The sequence below is a fragment of the Nonlabens ponticola genome, assembly GCF_003966335.1.
Taxonomy (GTDB): Bacteria; Bacteroidota; Bacteroidia; order Flavobacteriales; family Flavobacteriaceae; genus Nonlabens; species Nonlabens ponticola.
Window position 1 is genome coordinate 2101395 of record NZ_CP034549.1, and the last position, 19042, is coordinate 2120436.

23 protein-coding genes, 1 tRNA gene and 1 pseudogene are annotated in these 19042 nt (G+C 40.6%); 20 read left to right on the forward strand and 5 right to left on the reverse strand.

Annotation, left to right across the window (positions count from 1 at the left end; all coding sequences use genetic code 11):
* The first annotated feature begins 30 nt into the window (after positions 1-30).
* Positions 31-1464: an alpha/beta hydrolase gene (locus EJ995_RS09555; protein WP_126447951.1), complete on the forward strand. Its 1434-nt coding sequence runs from the start codon at positions 31-33 to the stop codon at positions 1462-1464.
* A 6-nt stretch (positions 1465-1470) separates the two neighbouring features.
* On the opposite strand, the gene EJ995_RS09560 is transcribed toward EJ995_RS09555, so the two are convergent.
* Positions 1471-2262, reverse strand: coding sequence for a porin family protein (locus EJ995_RS09560; protein ID WP_206482235.1), 792 nt, complete (start codon positions 2260-2262; stop codon positions 1471-1473).
* The gene (locus EJ995_RS09565; RefSeq protein WP_126447954.1) at positions 2246-2953 is read right to left on the reverse strand and encodes a hypothetical protein; all 708 of its coding nucleotides are present in this window, start codon (positions 2951-2953) and stop codon (positions 2246-2248) included. Before EJ995_RS09565 ends, EJ995_RS09560 begins: the two co-directional genes overlap by 17 nt.
* Before the next feature lie 169 nt (positions 2954-3122).
* Here EJ995_RS09565 and EJ995_RS09570 point away from each other — a divergent pair, with 169 nt between their 5' ends.
* Positions 3123-3635, forward strand: a complete 513-nt coding sequence (locus EJ995_RS09570) for a CIA30 family protein (protein ID WP_241234622.1) — start codon at positions 3123-3125, stop codon at positions 3633-3635.
* A gap of 6 nt (positions 3636-3641) precedes the next feature.
* On the opposite strand, the gene EJ995_RS09575 is transcribed toward EJ995_RS09570, so the two are convergent.
* Positions 3642-4385 (reverse strand): DUF6503 family protein, encoded by a 744-nt coding sequence (locus EJ995_RS09575; protein ID WP_126447958.1) that lies wholly within the window; start codon positions 4383-4385, stop codon positions 3642-3644.
* A gap of 63 nt (positions 4386-4448) precedes the next feature.
* Positions 4449-4799 carry a 4Fe-4S dicluster domain-containing protein gene (locus tag EJ995_RS09580; protein WP_126447960.1) on the reverse strand — a complete coding sequence of 117 codons (351 nt, stop codon included), beginning with the start codon at positions 4797-4799 and terminating at the stop codon, positions 4449-4451.
* 37 nt (positions 4800-4836) lie between these two features.
* Here EJ995_RS09580 and EJ995_RS09585 point away from each other — a divergent pair, with 37 nt between their 5' ends.
* The 15 genes from EJ995_RS09585 to EJ995_RS09650 all read left to right on the forward strand — a co-directional run bounded on the left by EJ995_RS09585 (position 4837) and on the right by EJ995_RS09650 (position 14854).
* Positions 4837-5943 (forward strand): acyl-CoA reductase, encoded by a 1107-nt coding sequence (locus tag EJ995_RS09585; protein WP_126447962.1) that lies wholly within the window; start codon positions 4837-4839, stop codon positions 5941-5943.
* 71 nt (positions 5944-6014) lie between these two features.
* On the forward strand, positions 6015-7076 hold the full coding sequence (serC, locus tag EJ995_RS09590) for a 3-phosphoserine/phosphohydroxythreonine transaminase (protein WP_126447964.1): 1062 nt from the start codon (positions 6015-6017) through the stop codon (positions 7074-7076).
* Between the two features lie 2 nt (positions 7077-7078).
* Entirely contained in the window at positions 7079-7795 is a 717-nt protein-coding gene (locus EJ995_RS09595) for a class I SAM-dependent methyltransferase (protein ID WP_317126799.1), read from the forward strand.
* A 3-nt stretch (positions 7796-7798) separates the two neighbouring features.
* Positions 7799-8758, forward strand: a complete 960-nt coding sequence (locus EJ995_RS09600; RefSeq protein WP_126447966.1) for an NAD(P)-dependent oxidoreductase — start codon at positions 7799-7801, stop codon at positions 8756-8758.
* A gap of 120 nt (positions 8759-8878) precedes the next feature.
* On the forward strand, positions 8879-9277 hold the full coding sequence (locus EJ995_RS09605) for an STAS/SEC14 domain-containing protein (protein WP_126447968.1): 399 nt from the start codon (positions 8879-8881) through the stop codon (positions 9275-9277).
* An 11-nt stretch (positions 9278-9288) separates the two neighbouring features.
* On the forward strand, positions 9289-10368 hold the full coding sequence (locus tag EJ995_RS09610) for a serine hydrolase domain-containing protein (protein WP_126447970.1): 1080 nt from the start codon (positions 9289-9291) through the stop codon (positions 10366-10368).
* A gap of 117 nt (positions 10369-10485) precedes the next feature.
* Positions 10486-11124, forward strand: a complete 639-nt coding sequence (locus EJ995_RS09615) for a DUF937 domain-containing protein (RefSeq protein WP_126447972.1) — start codon at positions 10486-10488, stop codon at positions 11122-11124.
* Between the two features lie 7 nt (positions 11125-11131).
* On the forward strand, positions 11132-11548 hold the full coding sequence (locus EJ995_RS09620) for a hypothetical protein (RefSeq protein ID WP_206482236.1): 417 nt from the start codon (positions 11132-11134) through the stop codon (positions 11546-11548).
* 14 nt (positions 11549-11562) lie between these two features.
* Entirely contained in the window at positions 11563-12066 is a 504-nt protein-coding gene (locus EJ995_RS09625; RefSeq protein ID WP_126447974.1) for a DUF6787 family protein, read from the forward strand.
* An 84-nt stretch (positions 12067-12150) separates the two neighbouring features.
* Positions 12151-12224: transfer RNA gene (locus tag EJ995_RS09630), tRNA-Arg, on the forward strand.
* A gap of 81 nt (positions 12225-12305) precedes the next feature.
* Positions 12306-12428 (forward strand): hypothetical protein, encoded by a 123-nt coding sequence (locus tag EJ995_RS13305; protein ID WP_262707148.1) that lies wholly within the window; start codon positions 12306-12308, stop codon positions 12426-12428.
* Between the two features lie 250 nt (positions 12429-12678).
* Positions 12679-13074, forward strand: a complete 396-nt coding sequence (locus EJ995_RS09635; protein WP_126447976.1) for an RDD family protein — start codon at positions 12679-12681, stop codon at positions 13072-13074.
* Between the two features lie 146 nt (positions 13075-13220).
* Positions 13221-13772, forward strand: a complete 552-nt coding sequence (locus tag EJ995_RS09640) for a hypothetical protein (protein WP_126447978.1) — start codon at positions 13221-13223, stop codon at positions 13770-13772.
* Positions 13773-13902: 130 nt separating this feature from the next.
* Positions 13903-14499 (forward strand): GTP cyclohydrolase I FolE, encoded by a 597-nt coding sequence (folE, locus tag EJ995_RS09645; RefSeq protein ID WP_126447980.1) that lies wholly within the window; start codon positions 13903-13905, stop codon positions 14497-14499.
* Positions 14500-14548: 49 nt separating this feature from the next.
* A complete protein-coding gene (locus EJ995_RS09650) occupies positions 14549-14854 on the forward strand; it encodes a hypothetical protein (protein ID WP_126447982.1) in 306 nt (101 codons plus the stop codon).
* Position 14855: 1 nt separating this feature from the next.
* On the opposite strand, the gene msrA is transcribed toward EJ995_RS09650, so the two are convergent.
* Positions 14856-15380, reverse strand: a complete 525-nt coding sequence (gene msrA, locus EJ995_RS09655; RefSeq protein WP_126447985.1) for a peptide-methionine (S)-S-oxide reductase MsrA — start codon at positions 15378-15380, stop codon at positions 14856-14858.
* 110 nt (positions 15381-15490) lie between these two features.
* On the opposite strand from msrA, the gene EJ995_RS09660 reads away from it, so the two are divergent.
* The 3 genes and pseudogenes from EJ995_RS09660 to EJ995_RS09670 all read left to right on the forward strand — a co-directional run bounded on the left by EJ995_RS09660 (position 15491) and on the right by EJ995_RS09670 (position 19039).
* Entirely contained in the window at positions 15491-17944 is a 2454-nt protein-coding gene (locus EJ995_RS09660; protein WP_126447987.1) for a DUF5916 domain-containing protein, read from the forward strand.
* 18 nt (positions 17945-17962) lie between these two features.
* On the forward strand, positions 17963-18631 hold the full coding sequence (locus tag EJ995_RS09665) for an ABC transporter ATP-binding protein (protein ID WP_126447989.1): 669 nt from the start codon (positions 17963-17965) through the stop codon (positions 18629-18631).
* Positions 18632-19039 (forward strand): annotated as a pseudogene (locus EJ995_RS09670) (DUF2721 domain-containing protein).
* Positions 19040-19042: the final 3 nt, after the last annotated feature.

The window sequence follows — 19042 nt, forward strand, 5'->3', positions numbered from 1 at the left end:
AGTCATCTAACAGAACCCAAACCACAAAAGATGTATCGCTCGATCATAGTTTTTCTCTCATTATTTATCAGTATAACTTCAGGCGCACAGCAATTAGAGTTAGCGCCTTATGAGTTTACGTCAAGATCAGGTGACACCATAAATGCACAGTTAGGATCATTTAAAGTTCCATTAGATAGAGCTAGCGCTACTTCTACGGATTCAATCGACATAAGATTTGTCAGGTTTAAGAGCACGAATCCTAATCCACAGGCACCCATTGTATATCTAGCTGGTGGACCTGGCGGTGCTGGAACAGGCGCGGCATCGGGTAATCGCTTTGAGCTTTTCATGAAATTGCGTGAGGTTGCAGATGTCATTGCCTATGATCAACGTGGTACTGGATTATCTTATCAGCCACCTGTTTGCCCTTATGACATAGCGTTTGAAACTGATCGTGCGATTGATCGCAAAGAATATGCCGATAGAACCACAGCAGGATTGAAAAAATGCATTGAGTTTTGGGAAGAAGAAAATGTCAATCCTATGGCATATAACACGAGCGAAAACGCTCAGGACATAGATGACCTTAGAAAAATACTAGGCGCTGATAAATTATCACTTTGGGGAATAAGCTATGGATCACATCTCGCCTTTGAATACATAAGACTGTTTAATGATCAGGTCGATAAGGTTGTGCTTGCAAGTCTAGAAGGCCCCAATCAAACACTGAAATTACCAGTAAATCAAGATCAATTTCTTCAAAATATTATCGACCGCGCTGCAGACAATTATGGCACTGATCGAAAGTATCCTGATTTACAAATGAAAATCAATTCGGTTCATGAGCGATTAAAGGATAGTCCAGTTACGGTTTCTTACAAGGATCGAAGAAATGAAGATCAAACCGTTACGTTTTCAAATTTTGAGCTGCAAACCATAATCAGTACGTTCTATTTGAAAAATCCAGGTGATTCTAAGGTGATACCGCAACTTTATTCACAGATGTATGAGGGCGATTTTACTGGTGTCGCATCATGGATAACTATTTTTAAAAGGTATTTATTCTCGCGTATGGACGTCATGTCAACGATGATGGATTTACGTGGTGGCGCCACTTTGGAAAGGCTTGAAAAAATTGAAAAACAGATCCCAACAACCATTCTTGGTGGCAATGTAAATTTTGTGCTCTACGAGTGGCAACGTGATCTAGGAATTGAACCACTGCCTAATGCGTTTAGAACACTACCCAATAATAACGTGAATGCACTTTTACTGTCCGGCACGATGGATGGCCGCACGTATGTAAATAGCGCCAAAGAAATAGCTGCAAGTTTCAATAAGGGAACGCACGTCATCCTTGAAAATGCTGGTCACGATTTGTTTATGCAGGATCCACTAGTATCTGATTTGGTGATAGACTTCTTTAAAGGTATTAAACCTGTTAGCACGTATTTCACTTTACCTGTGGTGGCTTTTGAGTAAGTTTTATTAATTTTTGTTTCTTCTCTCTCGTCTTTCCTGGCGTTCTTTATTACGCTTATAAAAATAGATTCTGCGCCTTTCTTTGACGGTTAGGTCGTTGGAGTCTTGCTTTAATAATTCCTGCATTTCAGCTACCTCTGATTTTGAAATGCTTTTCTCATTGCGCATGCTGGGATTGTATCTTACACCTAAAGCAAAACTGAGATAATTACCATTATCAAAATCATCACCTAGTGCATCGGCTGTACTAATATTGTAAGAAACAAGCTCATAACTAGGGCTTACAAATACAGAAATATCCTTATTGAATGAGTAATCAATACTTGATGTAAATCTCAAGACATTACCACTGTCTCTAAAGCGTCCAGATCCCTGATCAAAGTTTTGTCTATTTTTATTCTGGCTATATCCGTAACCTATGTCTGCGGTTGCATTCCACGTCTCATTTATCCTAAAATCGTACCCTACAAATAGGTAGGCGTTGAATTTTGTGCTGCGATCAAACTCACCAATAACATTCGTGTCTTGCACATCAAAATAGTCCAAGCTTAATGCACCACCTACATAAATATCATCATATACCTTAAATGCCAATCGCGAACCAAAACCATAGCCAAATTCAAGTCCATTGCCTATAAAATTGTCACCTGAAGGAACCGTACGCTGCATGTGTAAATCAAACATAAAGGCGCGTTCTAGGACTTCATCCTTATCGTTAGCTATAATGGACTGCCCTTGACAAAAAGAATAGCCAGTAACAAGCATCAAAAAAACCAAACTTTTAATAATTGATCTCATAGCGCTCTTCTGGATTATTTACGGGAAATTCTTGAGTGATATCGTTGCCTTCGGTATCCGTGTAGTCAATACTAATAATTGATGGAAAGAAAGCTAGTAGCTGTGTGCTCTCATCTGAGTTTTCAGCGTTGATGGTAACTCGTGACTCATCGCTAAATTCACAAAATTCATCTATGACAAATTCATCGTTGATATAAAATTCATTGCAAAAAGTGGCAAAGTAATTTAGTCTAACTTCGATAGGATCTGTTGTACCGCTCACATTCTCAAAGTCAATGATAATTTGTGAAACTTTTCTTATGACAATTTCCTCAATCTCGAGAGTTAAATCCTCATCAAAGCTTGTTTCATCAACCTCGATAACACGTACTTCCTCATTGGACATTTCAATAGTGACGTAGTACCTGAAGTTTGTATCGTATAGCGTTAGAAAAGAGACCTCGCCGTTTGCATCGGTCATTCCTTGACCCAAGAGAAAATCTTCATCAGCTGGCGAGAATTTGGAAATGTTCTGGTTTGAAAAACGAAAATCATTAGTTCTAAAGGTAGTTAGCTTGACTTTTAGATTGTCCATCGGCGCACCGCTGGCATTGACAACTCTTGTTTTAAAAAATCCACGTTTGTCGTTGTCAAGCCGTGCCTCGCAAGAAACGAGCAGACTTACCAGAATTAATAATATCAATTTTTTCATAGGTTGGATTTGAGGTAAGATGCATAAAGACCTTATAGGATGCGTGTGCAATTGTTAATTGCTTGATAAATGAGTGCTAACGTTACATTAGAATTGAACGTTCTACCATCAAACCATTCTATCTTTCAGCATGATACGATTCACACTCAGCATTTTATTTATCGCTCTTATGTCTTGCAATACCAACACTGCTACCCTATTTGATTTTGAAAAGGGAGCCGATATCTCAAATTGGCAAATCGAGGACGACAGAGTCATGGGTGGCATTTCTCAAGGAAATTTCGAATTAAACGATGACGGTCATGGTCATTTTCATGGTATTGTCACAGTAGAAAGTAACGGTGGATTTAGTTCTGTACAGAACAATTCATATGACGTAAATGTTGATCCAAGCAATCATATTAAATTGAGAGTCAAAGGTGATGGACACACTTACCAGCTTAGAGTTAAGGATCAGCAAAGCACTCGTCACAGTTATGTAGCCGACTTTGAGACAAGTGGCAACTGGCAAACGGTTGAAATACTACTATCTAGTATGAAACCTACCTATCGAGGAAGATCTGTTGACCAACCTAATTTTGATAAAAACTATTTGAGCCAAGTAAGAATTATGATAGGCACCAAAAAGAAACAAGAGCCTTTTGATCTCTTGATTGACAAGATTGAGTTGGTTACTGAGTAGAATTAGCTATTCTTTTGGCTCTATAGCTTTCATCATATCCAGCGCAAGAAAACTAGTATCCTTGTTGTAATACCAATGGCGATATGCTGGAATTTTGATATCGTCAATTATTTCTTCCCTAGAAAGTAATATATACTCACCCGACTGTGGATCAATCGCACCATCTTCTTTTGTCTTAAAAAATTGATAGGCCTTGAGCTTGTAGCTTTCTGGATCAAAATAGAAAAACCAGACATCGCTACCGACTTCTGGGTCATAAGTGACTTTGATCTTCAAGTAATCCGAACCCCATTGGGTCACCTCTTCTACTTCTTCGTGAACCATCGTGCCTTGATCCTTGAGTTTCATAGGCAGTCCATATAGATAAGTGTAATAGTCGCGCATGAAATAACCACGATCGATCCTGTCTTGATCTGGACTTGAAACCAGCTCGCCGTTGTTTCTGTAAATTACTTTCTCTGGCGTGACCAGGTATTGCTGCGATACTGTATCCACCATACTGGTGAGTATGAAACGCTCTTTAGGCAAATTAATATCTACGTGGCTCAGCCTTTCTGGTCGATCTGGCATGCGCATGAGGACTTCAAACTCACCTTGAAACGTGGGCCAGCTGTTGCTAGGATCGTGATACTGTATGGATTTGCCGATGATTTCTTGTGCAGTGAGCTGTTGGGATTCCGCCACTTCGACTTGGCTCAGTGCAGGTTTCGCGAAAGCAAAAACCAAAACAACCATCATTACATATTTCATAATACGGGAATTAAAAAATGCCATCAGAAACCTGATAGCATTGTAAAAATAAGTGGTTTGTAATTAATCCTTGTGCATGAAAGCCTGCTTGGCTCTCAAGGTTGCCTCATCCTCTACCACATCTTCATCTGGTACGCAACAGTCCACGGGACATACGGCGGCACATTGTGGCTCTTCATGGAAGCCTACACACTCTGTACACTTGTCTGGCACGATGTAGTAGAACTCGTCACTTACAGGTTCCTGCGTCTCATTGGCATCGACTTCTTTGCCTGATGGCAGGACCACATTGCCGTCAAGATCAGTACCGTCTGCATAGCGCCAATCGTCAGCTGCCTCATAAATAGCCGTGTTGGGACATTCAGGCTCGCAAGCGCCGCAGTTGATACATTCGTCTGTGATGATGATCGCCATAGCTGTTTTCTTTACTTTTGTGCAAAAATAACTACCATTGTCTGTAGCGCCAATTAATACCTCGTTAAATGATCGTATTCAAGCCTTTGCTCACGCTGGCACAGTGCTTTCCGATTACCTAAAGTCAGATGATCATCAAGATCAGAGTCATGCACAACTTATTGAGGATGCACTGATTAGCGCACAGCAAAACAACTCGTGGTTTACTCGTGACAATCTGGTATTTGCCTTGCACGAATGGAGTGAAGCATTGACAGTAGAAAATCTAGAGTCCTGGCTTGCGCCCTATCACATAAGCAATATCAAGCCAGTAACTGTTGGTGTAATTGCCGCAGGAAATATACCGTTGGTTGGTTTACACGATGTACTCTCCATCATTCTGGTGGGTCATCACGCGTTAATAAAGACCAGTTCTAACGATCAGGTATTACTGCCCATGGTTCTAGAATTAGCAGCAAGCCACAAACCAGAACTCAAGAATTCTTACACCATCACCGATGGTAGACTAGAGAATTATGATGCGGTCATTGCGACAGGTAGCGATAATACGGCTCGATATTTTGAGCATTACTTTGGCCAAAAGCCTAATATCATACGCAAAAACCGAAATTCCATTGCCGTACTGGATGGAACGGAATCTCACGAGCAGCTGGTCGCCTTAAGTGATGATGTGTTTTTGTTTTTTGGATTGGGTTGTCGCAGCGTGAGCCATCTTAAGGTGCCTGTTGATTATAATTTTGATGCATTTTTCAAGGCTATGTATGAGAAAAGAGAAATTATCAGTTACTTCAAGTATGCCAATAACTATGATTACAACAAGGCAGTTTATTTGATGAGCGAGTTCAAATTGCTGGACAATGAATTCTTAATCCTTAAAGAAGAAGCAGATTCCTATGCCTCGCCTATTGCATCATTAGGTTACAGTCATTATCAGGATCTTGACGATATCAAATCTGAGATTGCCACAAATGCAGAAAAACTACAATGCGTGGCCTGCACATCCAGCATGCAGGAACAATTAGCACCAGCAATTGCAAACTTGCAAACGCCACAATTGGTTGACTTAGGTAATACCCAGAAACCTAGACTACAAGATTATGCAGATGGCGTTGACACCGTGCAGTTTCTGTTGACATTATCTTAAAAACTTAGTGTTTTGGTAACACAAATAGCACAGCAATTTTTGATCTTTGAATAAATCTAAAAATCTGTTTGATGCTCAAGCACAACTTTAGCGCAGGACCCTGCGTACTACCTCAAGAAGTATTTAAAAAAGCTGCTGATGCAGTTTTAAACTTCAACGATCTCAGCATACTAGAAATTTCTCACCGCAGCAAGGATTTTGTCGAGGTGATGGAAAAGGCTAGATCACTTGCATTAGAGCATTTAGGATTGACTGGCAAGGGCTACACCGCACTGTATTTAGGTGGTGGTGCGAGCATGCAATTTCTCATGGTAGCCTATAACCTACTTGAGAATAAAGCTGCTTATTTGGATACAGGAACCTGGTCTGCCAAGGCGATCAAAGAAGCCAAAATGTTTGGCGATGTGAATGTTGTGGCTTCTTCCAAGGAGTCTAACTACAACTATATTCCTAAAGACTACACCGTACCAACTGATGTGGATTACTTCCACTTTCAAACCAACAACACCATTTTTGGAACTCAGTTGCATGAAACACCAGATGTTAAGGTGCCGCTGGTATGTGATATGAGTAGTGATATCATGTCCAGACAACGCAACTTTGACGCTTATGACTTAATTTATGCTGGCGCACAGAAAAACATGGGTCCTGCTGGAGCCACATTGATAGTGGTCAAGGATGAAATCTTAGGCAAAGTAAGCCGTCAAATTCCGTCCATGCTGGACTATAAGGTTCATGCGAGTAAAGATTCCATGTTTAATACGCCACCTGTTTTCCCAATCTATGTGACTATGCTCACGCTAGAATGGCTCAAGGCAAACGGTGGTATCGACTGGGTTGAGACCTTGAATAAAGAAAAAGCAGCCAAAATCTATAATGAGATCGATAATAATCCGCTATTTAAGGGGTTTGTAACAAATCCAGAAGATCGTTCCATCATGAACGTTACGTTCTCGCTACACGATGAGAGCCTAAAGGACCGATTTGATACGTTGTGGAAAGAAGCTGGCATCAACGGCTTGAATGGTCACAGATCTGTAGGTGGTTACCGTGCTAGTATTTATAATGCTCTTACCATAGACAGCATCGATGCATTGGTGGCAACCATGAAAGAACTGGAGCGCACTGCATAGTGATGATAGTTACGCTTTCGCGAAAGCGTAATTATCAAAATCTCACTACAAGAAACAACAAACAAACAAACCAATTCAAAATTTCTAACAAGTTGATGATGAGCGACTGGAAAAACATGTGGGACGAGCGATATGCAAAGGATGAATATGCTTATGGCTTGCTGCCCAATGTGTTTTTTGCCCAGCAATTAGATCAGCTGGCCAACGGTAAATTATTACTGCCAGCAGAAGGTGAAGGCCGCAATGCTGTGCACGCAGCACGCAGCGGTTGGGAAGTTCACGCGTTTGACATAAGTGAGCAAGCCCAAGAAAAGGCGCAGAAACTTGCCGAGAATAATGATGTAGAGTTGCATTATCAAGTAGGTGATCTACCTGATCTAGATTATGAAGAAGAATCCTTTGATGCCATAGCATTGGTTTTTGGGCATTTCCCAGCAGATATTCGGCAGGATTATCATAAGCGACTCATCAAACTGCTCAAAAAAGGTGGTGTTTTGATTCTGGAAGGATTTGACGAGCAGCACCTAGCATACAGAGAAAAAAATCCAAAAGTAGGCGGTCCTAAAACTGAGGACTTGCTCTTTACTAAGGATGAGATTACAGAAACTTTCCAGGATTTTGAAATCAAAAGACTGGAACAAGCTGAAGTAGAACTAAAAGAAGGAAACTACCATGATGGCACTGGTCATGTGATACGTTTCGTTGGAATAAAAAATTAGAACATGAGTAAAAAAGTATTAGCAAATGACGGCGTATCACAAAGTGGCGTTGAAAAACTAGAGGAAGCTGGATATGAGGTGATCACGACAAACGTGGCTCAAGATCAGCTAAAGGATTATATCAATAAGCATGAAATTGATGTATTGCTGGTGCGATCTGCGACCACCGTGCGTCAAGAATTAATTGACGCCTGCCCTAGCCTAAAGATTATAGGTCGTGGTGGCGTTGGTATGGATAATATTGATGTGGCTTATGCTCGTGAGAAAGGTCTTAAGGTCATCAACACGCCAGCAGCCAGCAGCGCTAGTGTGGCCGAGCTGGTTTTTGCACACCTTTATGGTGGTGTACGATTCTTGTATGATGCCAATCGCAGCATGCCGCTAGAAGGCGATAGCAATTTCAAAGGTTTGAAGAAAGCCTATGCTAAAGGCGTTGAGCTGCGCGGTAAAACTATAGGTATCATAGGAATAGGCCGTATAGGTCAAGAAGTGGCTAAAATTGCCGCTGGAGTAGGAATGAACATAATCGCTCACGACAGCTATGCAGATGGCGCACCTACAGTTTCGTGGAAACTTTTTGATGGTCAGGAAATAAGCGTTCAAATACCACTAGTTGGTAAAGATGAGCTACTCAAACAAGCTGACTTTATCACGTTGCATGTTCCTGCGCAAGATGATTATGTGTTAGGTGCTGACGAATTCAAAGCCATGAAAAAAGGTGCCGCTGTAGTCAATGCTGCACGTGGTGGTGTTCTTGATGAGGTTGCACTTGTTGCAGCGTTAGAAAATGAGCACTTGAGCTTTGCTGCGCTGGATGTTTTTGAAAAAGAACCACAACCAGAAATCACCTTGATGATGAATAGCAAGTTGTCGCTCACGCCGCACATTGGCGCAGCTACCAACGAGGCACAAGATCGCATAGGCGTCGAGCTGGCAGATCAAATCATTGCAGAATTAGGATAATTATTATTCTACATTGAATCTAAAGCCTGCACAATGTGCAGGTTTTCTTACATCATAAGGCTATTTAAGCTAGGAAAATTTATATAACTTAGGAATCAATAATCAACTAAAGATTCCGTCATGATCAAACGTACTTCAATAGGAAACGAGAATATTTTATCTGTAAAGGTTATTGAAGATCTTAATAACGATGACATGGACTGGTTGACTACCTTGATTGATAAAAAAGCAAATGATGATAAGGTGCAAAATATATTACTCTATATCGAGTTTGAGGATTTTGCCGATATGTCTATTGAAAACATGATTAAATATTTCAAACTTTTTATAAGTAAGGGACATAATTTAATGCAACGAGTTAGCCGCGCCGCCGCTATTACAGATGATACCATGTTAGCAAATAAATTGGCATTAGAATTTAGTTTATTACCTAGTACCAAATTCAAAAGCTATAAGCCAGAACACAAAGAAAATGCCTTGCAATGGCTCCGCGGTGATGAGCTTGTAGAACCAGTATAGGTTTGAGTATTATGCTGCGACACACTGGATTACTTATCACTTTATTCACGATACTATGTGTCCAACAAACCTGTCAAGGACAATCCAGAAAGCTTAAGAATGTTAGAGAACAGTTTTTAAAAGAAGCCGAAGTTCAAAAAGTCCCATCGATAGACGCGATAATCTGGTCACCAAAAGACTCGCTTGCCATTGATTACCATAATCCTGATGTACTTAATATTCATGAATATGGTTTAGGAAGCACCACCAAGATGCTAAGCGCTATCGTAGTCATGGACCTAATTGAAAGGGACTCGATAGATCTAGAGATACCTATTAATTACTATTTGCGTGAGCAGGGTCGTGAGGCATGGCAAGGCATTAAGGTCAAGCAACTCCTGAACCATACTAGTGGTATCGTTGATTACACGCGCAACCCAGATTGGATCAAGATGGTCACGGCACAGCAATCACCACGAACTACACAAGAGCGATTAGCTTTGGTAATTGATAGTTTGTCACAGCCACAAGGAATATTTCACTACAGCAATACCAATTATGTTTTGCTGGAACTTTTGATCGAAACAATTACCGGCGATAATTATTCCATTGTCTTTAATGATTTCTTTAAGCAACGTGATCTAGACGGTATATATTTACCTACAAGCATAGACTCGACACAGACCTTTTTTGCTCAAGATTTAACAGCGGTGAGCAATGTAACAAACACACAGGAGTATTACGGCTATGCAGGCGATGCGAGAGCCAGTCCGCGCGATCTGCTAGACCTATTCAAAAAACTTTTCATTGACCACAGCATACTCAAACCAGAAACGCTGCAACTCATGCAATCCTGGATCACGATGGGAACTATGACGATTCAAATGGATAATGCTGGCATACAAAATTATGGCTACGGCTTCATGAAATTAGACTTTGGAGACACTCAATTGCTGGGTCACAGTGGTGGCACCTTAAAATATCAATCCTTTGCCTTTATCGATCCTGCAACGCAAACCGTGATCGTTGCGATGACTAATGCCAGCGGCGCTCATTACAACAACGCATTTGTGCAGCATCTCATTCCCATACTGTTGACAGCAATAGATTAGATCAAGCTCAGTAAGTCTTGTGGTGAGTTAGCTTTCGCGAAAGCGTAACAATCAACCATCCATTACACCTGATAAAAGTCATTTATGTTGTAATTTGAGAGCTTAACAAACATACTCATGGCTTCTATACTCGATTTATTACAAACAGACCTGGGACAAACTTTGATTCAAGGAGCGTCCAAAAAAACCAATACCACACCAGACAAAACAGCTAATGTTTTATCACAGGCAATGCCCTTGATTCTAGGAGCCATGCAGCGCAATGCGAGAACACCACAAGGTGCGCAATCGCTTAACAACGCCTTGAGCAATCCCAAACACAATGGTGGCGTGCTAGATATATTGGGCGGCCTTTTTGGCGACGGTCCTGGTACTCCAGATGATCTAGTGAATGAAGGGTCTGGGATTTTGGGACACGTTCTAGGACAAAAACAACCGCAGGTAGAAAGTGCTATATCAACATCAAGTGGCGTTGACGCACAATCAGTAGGACAAATTTTAAAGATCGCGGCGCCTATTATCATGGGATTACTGGGTAAGCAAAAACAGGAGCAACAAGTTAATGATAACGGAATAGGTGATCTACTTGGTTCTGTTCTAGGACAATCTGGTTCACAAGATCAATCCTTTATCTCTACCCTACTCGATGCAGACGGTGATGGCAGCATGATCGATGATGTAGCTGGAATGGTGTTAGGCGGCGATAAGAAAAAATCAGGTCTAGGCGGTATGCTGGGTGGCCTTTTTGGAAAATAAAGGCACGGTGAAAAATGTGCTTTCATATTTTGTGATTCTGGTATCTATAGTGATTCTAGCATCCTGCGGTAGCAATCAAGCTAAATATCCCAACGATACTGAACCTACTGCAGTTGCTGGCGATACTATACGTATAGCCAACGATAGCCTAGAATATGAGATCATAATCATCGAACCTGGATTCAATGCCTGGCTAGCTACTCAACCACCACGAGGTTACTTTACTCCAGCGATCATGGATGCGTCCAACGATCGCAAGGTGTTGGAATACAATTTAAGAGTGAATGCGCCGCTTAATTATGATCCTAGTTTATATGTTTTTAGGATAGATTATGATCGCGATGTTGATTATGGTGATGAGGTAACCTTCTTACTGTTTAACTATTTTAGATTCTTTGAACAGCGGTATAATCAGCGATTGTAGCCTATTTTTGCAGTATGCAAAAGATTAAGGAAAACTGGGAAATAACCGAGAGCTGGCAATTTATCTACATTTTTCTAGGTGTTGTGGCATTACTTGCTTGTGGTTTTTATGTAGCGTTTAAACTACTGCCTAGCACGTTTGAAGATGTGACGTATGAGTATTTGTTTGTCGGCGCTGTAACGTTGGTATTGGCTTACATATTTTATAGGATTAGCCTTTGGCTCTTTGAAAAGCTAAAACCACGTTGGGCTGTTGAATATCGATGGGAATTGATTGCCATATTTATTGTTTTTGCTATTACCGGTTCAGCATCTGCTAGATTATCTGGACCTGTGCTTGAATGGATAGGATTAGATCGAGAAACCACTAATGCCTGGATATTTTGGCCGTTGCGCCTACTGATTATCTTTCCTTTTTATCAAGTGTTACTCGTAGTTATGGGCTGGATCTTCGGTCAGTTTGATTTTTTCTGGGCTTTTGAGAAGAAGATGTTAGCAAGGTTTGGTATTAAGCTTTAAAAACTGAAGTAATAGTTAAAGTAAAGGCATTGTCTTTTTAAAAATCCTGTATATTTGCAACCGCTTTTAAAAAAGCATAAGTAAGGTCGCGTAGCTCAGCTGGATAGAGCATCTGCCTTCTAAGCAGACGGTCACAGGTTCGAATCCTGTCGCGATCACGACACTCAATCAACCATGCTCAAAATGAGCATGGTTTTGTTTTTTTCAGGCATGTCAAAAGCCATAGCTTATGTAAGTGCATGAAAAGAATAAAACTAAACGCGACCAAAGGAGCGGCTGGGTTGATTTTTTGCAACATTGAGTTCTCTTGGGATCTTGTGAATAATCCTGTCGCGATCACGACACTCACAACTGCGTTGTGATTTAAATAAGAAAAATCCAACAAGCAATAAGCTTGATTGGATTTTTTGTTTTAAAGCACCTAGGCTTCATAAGCCTGGGCAGTTGTATTTGCAACATTGAGCTCTATCAGGATCTTGCGAATAATCCTGTCGCGAGCACACTTTAATTTAGAAATCCTTGTAAAATCAATGTATTTGGTAGCTAGAGTTTTTTATTGCGATCAAATAAGTATTTTGACACGCACTAATCACTTAATAATTCTACTAGTTTATGTCTTACCAGTATGCTTCACTACCAGACCGGATCAAAGCAGCCATCATTGACGGTATCATTCTAATCATCGCCATGTATCTGACCACTGATATCTTGAGTAGGTTCGACCACGTTTCAGACTTTGTCAGGATCACGATTTTTGTTATTCTATTTTTTCTTTATGATCCATTAATGGTTTCAATCTTTGGAGGAACCTTAGGTCACTTACTAAGTGATATATCAGTTAAAAAACATCAGGATGAAACTACTAATATCAATTTTATAAAGTCAATAGTTCGTTTTTTTCTCAAGATCACTCTAGGCTGGTTGTCATTACTTACCGTTACTGGCAATGAAAGAAAACAAGCTATTCACGATCTAGCCGTTGGATCTGTAGTGTTAAGAGATGTTTAGTTTAATGTTATAATAGTATTTTAATTCCTGACAAACGCAACAAAATTCCTTCAACTGTCGATCTTTAGAGATTCTGATGGCTTCTAGTCAGGCTCACTATTATGACAAACTTCAACCATGATTAATAGATTCTATTATACCAACTAATGAAAACCATCGTACTCCTTTTCATTTTATGCTCAGCGTGTGCAATCAACGCGCAATCCTTTCATACAGAGCATAATTATAAATCAAAAGGCATTATCATCCAGAACAGTTACCCAAAAGGTGGACAACGGTTCACAGCACCAGATGGGAAAGAATATGTTTATGTAATCTTTTGGACTTCTATCACCAATAGTAGCGATGCTTCTATGCAGTTAAACCTAGCGTTCTCTGCAAATTCATTTACTATTCCATCATCAGGTGACATCAATTTTAATGTATACCTGCCAGATACTGAAATGAAGCCCGAAAAGGCTGCACTACCTAATTATGGTCTGGATATAATCTCTTATTTAAATAAAAATCTAGATAGCAAAACTAAATTAGGTGCGACAATAACGCCTCATAGTTCATACAGCTTTTATACGGTGGCCATTGCCAATCAAGGTGTTGAAGGTACTATGCGTGCAGGATTTGAATTGCAAAATGAGGAGTTGATATACGGCCTCAATAACCATAAAATTTCTAGCGGGACAATACAATTGGTAAAATAGCATATAAATTACGTTCAACGAGTTGCTCAGTATGGTACAGTTGAGCATTCTCTTTCACAAAATAATCTTACAATCCGCTACCCTTGTTATTCCTGTTCTAACTTTACGACCTACAATAAAAACCAACCACATGCCTTATAGAATGTTTGAAGAGTATAATATCGAGGTCACAGACGATATAAAGGATAAATACAAAAGCGTTATTACAGATCTAGGTGAAGATGTAGAACGTGAAGGCCTACTCAAAACACCAGAGCGTGCCGCCAAAGCAATGCAGTTCCTAACATCAGGATATGATCAGGATCCAGCAGCTGTGCTCAAGGGAGCCATGTTTGCCGAGGATTATAAGGATATGGTTATTATCAAGGATATTGAATTGTACTCGCTTTGCGAGCATCACATGCTACCGTTTTTTGGTAAAGCGCACATCGCTTACATTCCTAACGGTCATATTGTGGGATTATCTAAGATTCCTCGTATCGTAGATATTTTTGCACGACGCTTGCAGGTACAAGAACGTTTAACGCACGATATTCTAGAGTGTATTCATAATACATTGCAACCTCAAGGTGTTGCTGTGGTGATAGAAGCTTCACACATGTGTATGATGATGCGCGGTGTACAAAAGCAAAACAGCTCTACCACTACCAGCGGTTTCCGCGGGCAATTTGAAAAAGTAGAGACTCGTACTGAGTTCCTAAAGCTAATCGCAAGCGACCTGCACTAAAACCAGACTTTGGAACGTTTTTTGACTATTTCTTGTCAAAAAACAACCAATGTTCAATTCTAAAGCATCAAAATTATTTTTTAGTGTCGTCTTTGACCTGGTGGGTATGGCGTCTTATGCTATTCCTGTCGTGGGCGAACTCATCGACATCGTTTGGGCACCGATTGCCGGTTACCTCATGACGCGAGTTTATCCTGGACAAACGGGTAAAGCAGCTGGAATCCTAACCACTATTGAAGAACTTGTTCCTGGGCTGGACATCATTCCTACCTTCACGCTCACATGGATTTACACCTACATCATAAAGAAGGAACAAACGGAAACGGTCGAAGCTCTAGAGCTACCGCAAGCATAGACTATTTAGCCAGATCAGCGTGATGTTTCATCAACTTGCTGATTTTAGGATCAATAATCGCCGTGCAATAGCCTTGCTGGCGATTGTTATTATAGTAATCTTTATGATACGCCTCTGCATGATAGAATTCAGTAGCTGGAGCAATCTCGGTCACGATAGGATCTTTAAACGCATTGCTATCTTCTAGCGATTGCACATATTCTCGTGCGATTTTTTCCTGCTCCTCATTCATATATAAAATTGCGCTGCGATAGTGCGTTCCCACGTCATATCCTTGCCTGTTGAGCGTGGTAGGATCATGGGTCGCCATAAATACTTGTAGCAATTGGCGATAGGTTACTACATCTGGATCATAGGTTATCAAGATGGCTTCTGCATGGCCAGTGCGACCTTGCACTACTTCACGATACGGTGGATTCTTTATAAAACCACCGCAAAAACCTGGCTCCACATCGCTTACACCTTTCACTCGCTGAAAAACCGCCTCAGTACACCAGAAACAACCACCTGCCAATATCGCCTGCATATATTTTTTTAAGCAAGTTACTTGCCGCGCCAGCGATAGCCGCGAGTATTAACAAGGCTTTAAAAGTTACTGGGCTTTAACATTTTATTTTTGTCATTTTGTAGTTACCTATGTTTAAATATTCTTTGATTGTTTTATTGATTTTTATGTGTTCCGCTTTCGCGAAAGCGCAATCACCACAGTCTACTCAACAAATCAAGAGAAAAACCTACAAGGCAACAAGAGTCGATGACGCGCCTACCATCGACGGTAAGCCCTTTGAAGAATTTTGGGATGCTATACCGCGAGGTGGGAATTTTGTTATGGTGGAGCCTACAAACGGCCAGCCAGAACGAGACACGCACCGCACGGAATTTAAGATCGCATACGACGATAATGCGTTGTACGTCGCTGGTTACCTGTACGATAGCGATCCTTCACAAATATTTAGACAGTTCTCACAGCGTGATGAGATTTTTGCCCAAGCAGACCTATTCGGTTTCTTTGTCAATACTTATAACAATCAGATCAACCAAACCCGATTTTTTGCCACTAGCGCCAATGCATTGGGTGATGCCGTTTCAGAAAACGGTCGTGAGGATTTTAGCTTCAACGTGGTATTTCAATCAGAGACGTCCATCGATGAGCAAGGATGGTTTGTTGAAATGCGCATACCGTATAGAACCTTGCGATTTACAGAAACGCCGGTCCAGGATTGGAGTTTCCAGATATTCCGCAGGATCAGGCACCTCAATGAAGACTATTCTTATAATTATATAGATATTACACAAGGTAACAGCTCGCAGTATGACGCGCTACTTACGGGTGTAGAAAACATCAATCCACCACTGCGATTGAATCTTTATCCTTTTGCATCGGTAGTATATGACACTTTTGAGGGTGAGTCTACGACAGACTTTGCTGCTGGTATGGACTTGAAATATGGTATCAACGACGCCTTCACACTAGATGCTACTTTGATTCCAGATTTTAGCCAGGTTGCATTTGATCAGGTACAATTAAACTTAGGTCCTTTTGAACAGCTCTTTGGAGAAAATCGAGCCTTCTTTGCAGAAGGTACTGACCTTTTTCAAAAAGGTGATATCTTCTTCTCACGTCGCATAGGTCAGACGCCATCTGGTTTTAGAAACATAGATCGTTTTGAAGATGAAGATATCATTGATAATCCAGACAAGAGCCAGCTGCTCAACGCGGTAAAAGTTACTGGTCGCAATCGCAATGGTCTAGGAATAGGTTTTTTAAATGCCATCACCAGTAAAACTGAGGCAACACTCTTCAATAACGTTACCGAGGAATCAAGAAAGGTAACGACGGAGCCTTTGACTAATTACAATGTCCTAGTCCTGGATCAACAATACGGCAGCAACAGCTCAATATCCTATGTTAATGCAAGCACTTGGCGCAGCGGTAATTTTACTGATGCAAATGTTACTGCTATAGTTTCTAATCACAATGACAAGGAACTCAGAAATAATTACCGTGGAGAGTTTAAAGTAAGTAATCGATTTACACCTGATGGTGGCGTAGTTGGCTTCAGCACTGAGGCTCGATGGAGACAGACAAGCGGTAACTGGCGTGGTAGAGTGGATCATTTTTTCCAGGATAAAAACTGGGATCCTAATGATCTGGGTAGAAACTTTAGAAATAACTTTCATCAAGTAAATGGTGAGATACAATTCAATCAATTTACACCAGTTGGCGCATTCAATAGTTACAGCATCGAGCTGCGCGGCAGCCACAGACGATCTGCAGATCCTGATTTTCACATACGTAGTAATGCTAGAGTTGCAGCGAGATTCCGCACCAGAGAACGCAATTCATTTGGTGCAGACGTTGGCGCCAGCACGCGCAATTTGAATAGGTTTGAATCAAGAATTGATGGACTCAATGTGAGATATGCTCCTAATGTAAATTCTGGAGCGTTTATCTCTACAGACTACCGCAAGAAATTTGCGATTGATATACGTGCTGGATACTTTGAACTATTTGGAGATCCAGAAGTTGGTTACAATTACAACATTGCTCCTAGATATCGATTCTCTGATAAATTTATCTTGATCTATAGATTTGATTGGGGTAAAAACGATCAACGCATTAGTTATGTGACGCTTACTGATGATGGTGAAACTTCAATCTTGAGTAGACGCGACACGCATACAGTAGAAAATAGTGTATCTGGGACATTCAATTTTGATAACAGGCGAGCATTGAGTTTATCTTTTAGAAATTTCTGGTCTAGAGCTAAATTCTCTAGAGATTTTGAGGAATTGCAAAGCGATGGACGTACCATACCATCAGACTTTGAACTAGAAGAAGGTGACAATCCCGATGCTAACTTTAATGTATGGAACCTTGATCTTGCCTACCGTTGGCGATTTGCACCTGGTAGCGAGGCAACACTACTGTACCGTAATAATATTTTCAATTTTGACAATCAGGGACGCATAGCATTTGAAGATAGTTTGTCAGATCTGTTTGATCAATCTATTCGTCATAATCTATCACTGCGTGTGAGTTACTTCTTTGATGTAAACCGCGCAGTCAATTGGTTTAAATCTGCTTAAGTACCTTACCTTTAAATCATGATAAAGGCGCAACATATTTACAAGTCGTACGGTGATCTCGAGGTACTCAAGGATGTAGATCTCGATATTAAACAAGGTGAGATTGTAAGTGTGGTAGGTACTTCTGGCGCTGGTAAAACAACCTTATTACATATTCTAGGTACTCTAGAACCGGCTGATAAGCGTAAGGAGACCTCACTAATCATTGATAATACAGACGTAACAAAACTGAGCAAAAAGCAATTGAGCAACTTTAGGAATCAATCACTAGGTTTCATCTTTCAATTTCACCAACTATTACCTGAATTTACCGCTTTAGAGAATGTTTGTATTCCAGCATTCATCAAAGGAACCAGCAAGGAAAAAGCAGAAAAGCGTGCCAAAGAACTACTTACATACCTTAAGCTATCAGACCGCATGAATAATAAGCCAGGTGCATTATCTGGTGGTGAGCAACAACGTGTGGCAGTGGCGAGAGCGTTGATTAACAATCCTAAGGTTATCCTAGCCGATGAGCCTACTGGAAATCTAGATAGTAATACCGCGCAAGATCTTCATGAGCTTATCATAGACTTGCGAAAAAAATTCAATCAGACTTTTGTGATCGTCACACATAATCATGAGCTCGCTAGCCTCGCAGACCGCACGCTCACCATGCGCGATGGTAAATTTGTAGAACAACTGTAGATGGAAAATCTCACGCTAACAACGCCAGCCTTACTCTTTAGCGCTATTTCCTTGATCATGCTCGCTTACACCAATAGATTCCTGGCGTATGCGGCAGTAATTAGAAATCTACATGCGGTTTATAAAGAGAATCACGACACCTCATTGCTGCGTCAAATCAACAACTTAAAGAGACGTTTAAATTTGACTAAATACATGCAAATTCTCGGGATTTTGAGTTTGCTTTTATGTGTGCTCACTATGTTCTTAATTTAAATAGGATTTAAACTTGCGGCGATTTATACTTTTGGCGTTGGTTTATTCCTACTCATACTATCACTTGCTTTTCTCATACGCGAGATTCAAATTTCTACACAGGCACTACAGTATCACATCAGCGACATAGAGGTACATCTCAAGAATAAATAGGAC

Excerpts from the sequence above, each read along its gene's own strand:
- EJ995_RS09660 (WP_126447987.1), top strand. The coding sequence starts at position 15,491 with ATGTTTAAATATTCTTTGATTGTTTTATTGATTTTTATGTGTTCCGCT.
- EJ995_RS13305 (WP_262707148.1), top strand. The coding sequence starts at position 12,306 with ATGAAAAGAATAAAACTAAACGCGACCAAAGGAGCGGCTGGGTTGATT.
- EJ995_RS09650 (WP_126447982.1), top strand. The coding sequence starts at position 14,549 with ATGTTCAATTCTAAAGCATCAAAATTATTTTTTAGTGTCGTCTTTGAC.
- EJ995_RS09635 (WP_126447976.1), top strand. The coding sequence starts at position 12,679 with ATGTCTTACCAGTATGCTTCACTACCAGACCGGATCAAAGCAGCCATC.
- msrA (WP_126447985.1), bottom strand. The coding sequence starts at position 15,380 with ATGCAGGCGATATTGGCAGGTGGTTGTTTCTGGTGTACTGAGGCGGTT.
- EJ995_RS09600 (WP_126447966.1), top strand. The coding sequence starts at position 7,799 with ATGAGTAAAAAAGTATTAGCAAATGACGGCGTATCACAAAGTGGCGTT.
- EJ995_RS09575 (WP_126447958.1), bottom strand. The coding sequence starts at position 4,385 with ATGAAATATGTAATGATGGTTGTTTTGGTTTTTGCTTTCGCGAAACCT.
- EJ995_RS09615 (WP_126447972.1), top strand. The coding sequence starts at position 10,486 with ATGGCTTCTATACTCGATTTATTACAAACAGACCTGGGACAAACTTTG.
- EJ995_RS09665 (WP_126447989.1), top strand. The coding sequence starts at position 17,963 with ATGATAAAGGCGCAACATATTTACAAGTCGTACGGTGATCTCGAGGTA.
- EJ995_RS09570 (WP_241234622.1), top strand. The coding sequence starts at position 3,123 with ATGTCTTGCAATACCAACACTGCTACCCTATTTGATTTTGAAAAGGGA.
- EJ995_RS09605 (WP_126447968.1), top strand. The coding sequence starts at position 8,879 with ATGATCAAACGTACTTCAATAGGAAACGAGAATATTTTATCTGTAAAG.
- EJ995_RS09625 (WP_126447974.1), top strand. The coding sequence starts at position 11,563 with ATGCAAAAGATTAAGGAAAACTGGGAAATAACCGAGAGCTGGCAATTT.
- EJ995_RS09555 (WP_126447951.1), top strand. The coding sequence starts at position 31 with ATGTATCGCTCGATCATAGTTTTTCTCTCATTATTTATCAGTATAACT.
- EJ995_RS09560 (WP_206482235.1), bottom strand. The coding sequence starts at position 2,262 with ATGAGATCAATTATTAAAAGTTTGGTTTTTTTGATGCTTGTTACTGGC.
- EJ995_RS09640 (WP_126447978.1), top strand. The coding sequence starts at position 13,221 with ATGAAAACCATCGTACTCCTTTTCATTTTATGCTCAGCGTGTGCAATC.
- folE (WP_126447980.1), top strand. The coding sequence starts at position 13,903 with ATGCCTTATAGAATGTTTGAAGAGTATAATATCGAGGTCACAGACGAT.
- EJ995_RS09610 (WP_126447970.1), top strand. The coding sequence starts at position 9,289 with ATGCTGCGACACACTGGATTACTTATCACTTTATTCACGATACTATGT.
- serC (WP_126447964.1), top strand. The coding sequence starts at position 6,015 with ATGCTCAAGCACAACTTTAGCGCAGGACCCTGCGTACTACCTCAAGAA.
- EJ995_RS09565 (WP_126447954.1), bottom strand. The coding sequence starts at position 2,953 with ATGAAAAAATTGATATTATTAATTCTGGTAAGTCTGCTCGTTTCTTGC.
- EJ995_RS09595 (WP_317126799.1), top strand. The coding sequence starts at position 7,079 with ATGATAGTTACGCTTTCGCGAAAGCGTAATTATCAAAATCTCACTACA.
- EJ995_RS09580 (WP_126447960.1), bottom strand. The coding sequence starts at position 4,799 with ATGGCGATCATCATCACAGACGAATGTATCAACTGCGGCGCTTGCGAG.